Source organism: Flavobacterium sp. (genome assembly GCF_043779715.1).
In the GTDB taxonomy this organism is placed as follows: Bacteria; Bacteroidota; Bacteroidia; order Flavobacteriales; family Flavobacteriaceae; genus Flavobacterium.
The window spans coordinates 1-3,604 of record NZ_JAYWDT010000121.1; the positions used below are offsets into that span (position 1 = coordinate 1).

Consider the following 3,604-nt stretch of genomic DNA (forward strand, 5'->3'; position numbering starts at 1 on the left):
AAAAAGCAATAGCAAAAAAGAAAGATATTTTTGGTTTTGATGCCAAAAGCAAAAAATACATGCGAAATCTTAAATTTATAGAAAAAGATAGCAGTATTGCAATTATAAAAATTCAAGGATTTAAAGAAGGAGATTATGAAGAGTTTTACAAACAAAGTTTTCAGAAAATAAAAATTTTTAATACTAAAACTTTAATTATCGATTTAAGAAATAACGGTGGAGGAAGACTTAATGAAATAGCAAAATTGTACACTTATCTAACTGATAAAGATTTTAATTTTGTTGAAAAATCATTAGTTACCAAAAAAACTAGTTTATTATATGCCGATTTTTATAAAGGTGGCGGAGTTGGAACTAAAATTCTAAAAACAATTTTTGCTATCGGATATTATCCATTAATGTATTTTTCGGTTCATAAAAATGAAGATAACAAATATTACAAACAAGCAAGTTCTAAAACCAAGAAACCAGATGCGAATAATTTCAAAGGAAAAGTATATGTACTTATAAATGGTGGAAGTTTTTCTGCTTCAAGTATTATTTCTTCTAATTTGAAAGGGGCAAAAAGAGCTATATTTGTAGGAGAAGAAACAGGCGGAGCCTATAACGGAACTGTTGCAGGAAGAATGCCAATGGTAGAAATGCCAAACTCTAAAATAAATGTTAGAATGGGACTTATGGCTTGTATTCCAGTTTATAAAACAGATATTGAAGGTCACGGAATATATCCTGACAAAGAAATAATTCCAACTCTCGAGGACAGAATAAACAATATAGATCCAGAATTGAATTGGATTTTAGATGATATTAAAAGTGAAAATTCAATTTTGACAGCCAAAACTGACAATTAACATTTCGTTAAATAAAACTTAAATTAAACAACTAAATAAAATCTACTACTAACTTTACGTAGTAGATTTTCTTATTTAAACTATTCTTATGAAAAAACTTTTTCTAGCTTCTATTCTGTTGTTTGGGTTACAAAGTGTTTCGGCACAACTGACAGTTCCTAAAGATAAATTTACGCATCGTGACACGCTTCAAGGAGGTTTGCGAGCAGAAAGAGCTTGTTTCGACGTGCAACGTTATGATTTGAACATCAAAGTTAATATTGAAGAAAAATCGATAATGGGTTACAACGATATTACTTTTAAAGTTGTTGAAAATACTAATAAAATTCAAATCGATTTGTTCGAGAATATGCAAGTAGATAGTATTGTTTTTAACACTAAAAAACTGAATTATAAGCGAGATGAAATTGCTGTTTTTATCACTTTCAACGAAAGTTTAAAAGCTGGAAACCAAGAAAAAATTCGATTTTATTATTCAGGAAAACCAATAATTGCTAAAAAAGCGCCTTGGGATGGTGGTTTTGTTTTCAATCAAGATTCGAAGGGAAAACCATGGGTAGGCGTTGCTGTGCAAGGTACGGGAGCCAGTTTGTGGTATCCAGTAAAAGATTCTCAAAGCGATGAACCGGATTTGGGTGCAACTATAAAAGTAGCTGTTCCTAACGGATTGATGAATGTTTCTAACGGAAGATTAATAGGTTCAGAAGACCTAAAAAATGGTTATACTCGTTGGGATTGGGAAGTGAAAAGTCCTATAAATACTTATGATATTACTTTAAATATTGCGGATTATGCCCACATACATGACAATCATAAAGGGCTTGATTTAGATTATTATGTTTTGCGTGAAAACGAAGAGAAAGCTCGCAAGCATTTTGAAGAAGTAAAACCTATGATGGATTGTTTTCAGTCAAAATTTGGAAAATATCCATTTACCGAGGATGGTTACAAATTAGTAGAAACACCTTATTTAGGAATGGAACACCAGAGCGCTGTGGCTTACGGAAACCATTACTTAAAAGGCTATTTAGGAAATGATTTGTCAGGAACAGGAGTTGGTTTGTTATTTGATTTTATTACCATTCACGAAAGTGGTCACGAATGGTTTGGTAACAGTATCACTAGTAAAGATATTGCTGATATGTGGATTCACGAAGGATTCACACAATATTCTGAAATCGTTTTTGTAGAATGTCAGTTTGGTTATGACAAAGCGATGGAATATGCTTATGGATTGCGTAATAATGTGAATAATGACAGACCAATTATTGGGCAATACGGCGTAAACAAAGAGGGTAGTGGCGATATGTATCCGAAAGGTGCATTGCTTATAAACACCATTCGTCATATTATAAACGATGATGAGAAATGGTGGAAAATACTCTTAAAATATTCCGAAACATACCGTCATCAAATTATTGATACTAAAATGGTAATAGATTTCTTTAACCAAGAATCAGGAATGAATTTGACACCAGTTTTTAATCAATATCTTAGATACACTACAATTCCTAGACTAGAGTTTAGAAATAGCGATACTAAAGATCAGTTCGAGTTTGCCTGGAAAACTGACGAACCCAATTTTGAGATGCCAATAGATATTGTTTTTAAAAATAAAAAAGTTAGACTTATGGGTACTAACAAATGGCAAAAATTACCGTTTAAAATGAAATATGTTTTACAAATTGAAGTTTTACAAAATAAATTTTACGTAAAAAGCGGTATTTAGTGATAATTAACAAAAAATTAAAACATTATTTTTTTATATTGTTAAAAGTTCGTAATTTAGTTATATAATTTAACTTATGTAATTTATGGATACGGTAAAAAAATTAAACAAATGGGCAAATGCTCACACTTATTATGGTATAGATTTACTACGTATTTTAGTAGGGATATTTCTTGTTTGGAAAGGAATTTCTTTCATAACCAACACAGAATACTATGATTATTATGCCGAACCACTAAAAAAAATAGGTGGCGGAATGGTAATTATACACTATGTTGTAGCAGCAAATATGGTAGGTGGTGTAATGCTTATTTTTGGATTACTAAGCAGGTGGGCTATTTTTGCACAATTACCCATTTTACTGGGTGCTATTCTGATAAATTTTATAGGAAAAATGGACTTTTATAATTTAGTATTATCCGTCTCTCTTTTTGCGATATGTTTATTTTTCTTAATGTATGGAAGCGGAAAACATTCTGCGGATTATTATTTTAAGATGCAACAATAAAATATAAAAATGATTTAAAATTTTTATAAACCAAAACTTTATCTAAAGCAAAAACACATTTTAATGAAGCAAGCTTCTTAAAAATGTGTTTTTTATTTTGTGGGGAGAGTAGGATTCGAACCTACGAAGACGTAGTCAGCAGATTTACAGTCTGCCCTCGTTGGCCGCTTGAGTATCTCCCCTTCATAGCCGAGTGCAAATATAAAACTGTTTTTTTGGTTTTCAAAGAAATAAATAAATAATATTTGTAATTTTTTGTAACTCTTTGGAAGTAAACAAAATAAAAAATCTCCTAGTAATAGGAGATTTTTATAATTGTATGATATACTGGTTTATTTAGCCAATAACTCAGTAATTTTAGCTTTTAGCTCGGTACCATGAAGGTCTTTTGCAACAATATTTCCGTTTGCATCTAATAAGAATGTAGCAGGAATACCTTGTACATTATATGTTGCTGCTATAGGATCTGCCCAATGTTTTAAGTTAGAAACTTGTATCCAAGTTAATTCATCTTTT

At 30.7% G+C, this 3,604-nt stretch carries 4 protein-coding genes and 1 tRNA gene; 3 read left to right on the forward strand and 2 right to left on the reverse strand.

Going from position 1 to position 3,604, the window contains the following annotated elements:
- The 3 genes from ACH2BG_RS06210 to ACH2BG_RS06220 all read left to right on the forward strand — a co-directional run.
- On the forward strand, positions 1 to 851 hold an 851-nt coding region (locus ACH2BG_RS06210; RefSeq protein ID WP_395046849.1), incomplete at its 5' end, for a S41 family peptidase.
- Between the two features lie 88 nt (positions 852 to 939).
- Positions 940 to 2,580 (forward strand): M1 family metallopeptidase, encoded by a 1,641-nt coding sequence (locus ACH2BG_RS06215; RefSeq protein ID WP_395046850.1) that lies wholly within the window; start codon positions 940 to 942, stop codon positions 2,578 to 2,580.
- Between the two features lie 85 nt (positions 2,581 to 2,665).
- A complete protein-coding gene (locus ACH2BG_RS06220; protein ID WP_395046851.1) occupies positions 2,666 to 3,088 on the forward strand; it encodes a DoxX family protein in 423 nt (140 codons plus the stop codon).
- A 100-nt stretch (positions 3,089 to 3,188) separates the two neighbouring features.
- On the opposite strand, the gene ACH2BG_RS06225 is transcribed toward ACH2BG_RS06220, so the two are convergent.
- Both ACH2BG_RS06225 and ACH2BG_RS06230 read right to left on the reverse strand, forming a co-directional pair.
- A tRNA-Tyr gene (locus ACH2BG_RS06225) sits at positions 3,189 to 3,270 on the reverse strand.
- A gap of 150 nt (positions 3,271 to 3,420) precedes the next feature.
- Positions 3,421 to 3,604: TlpA family protein disulfide reductase (locus ACH2BG_RS06230; protein WP_395046852.1), on the reverse strand; the 184-nt coding region annotated here is incomplete at its 5' end.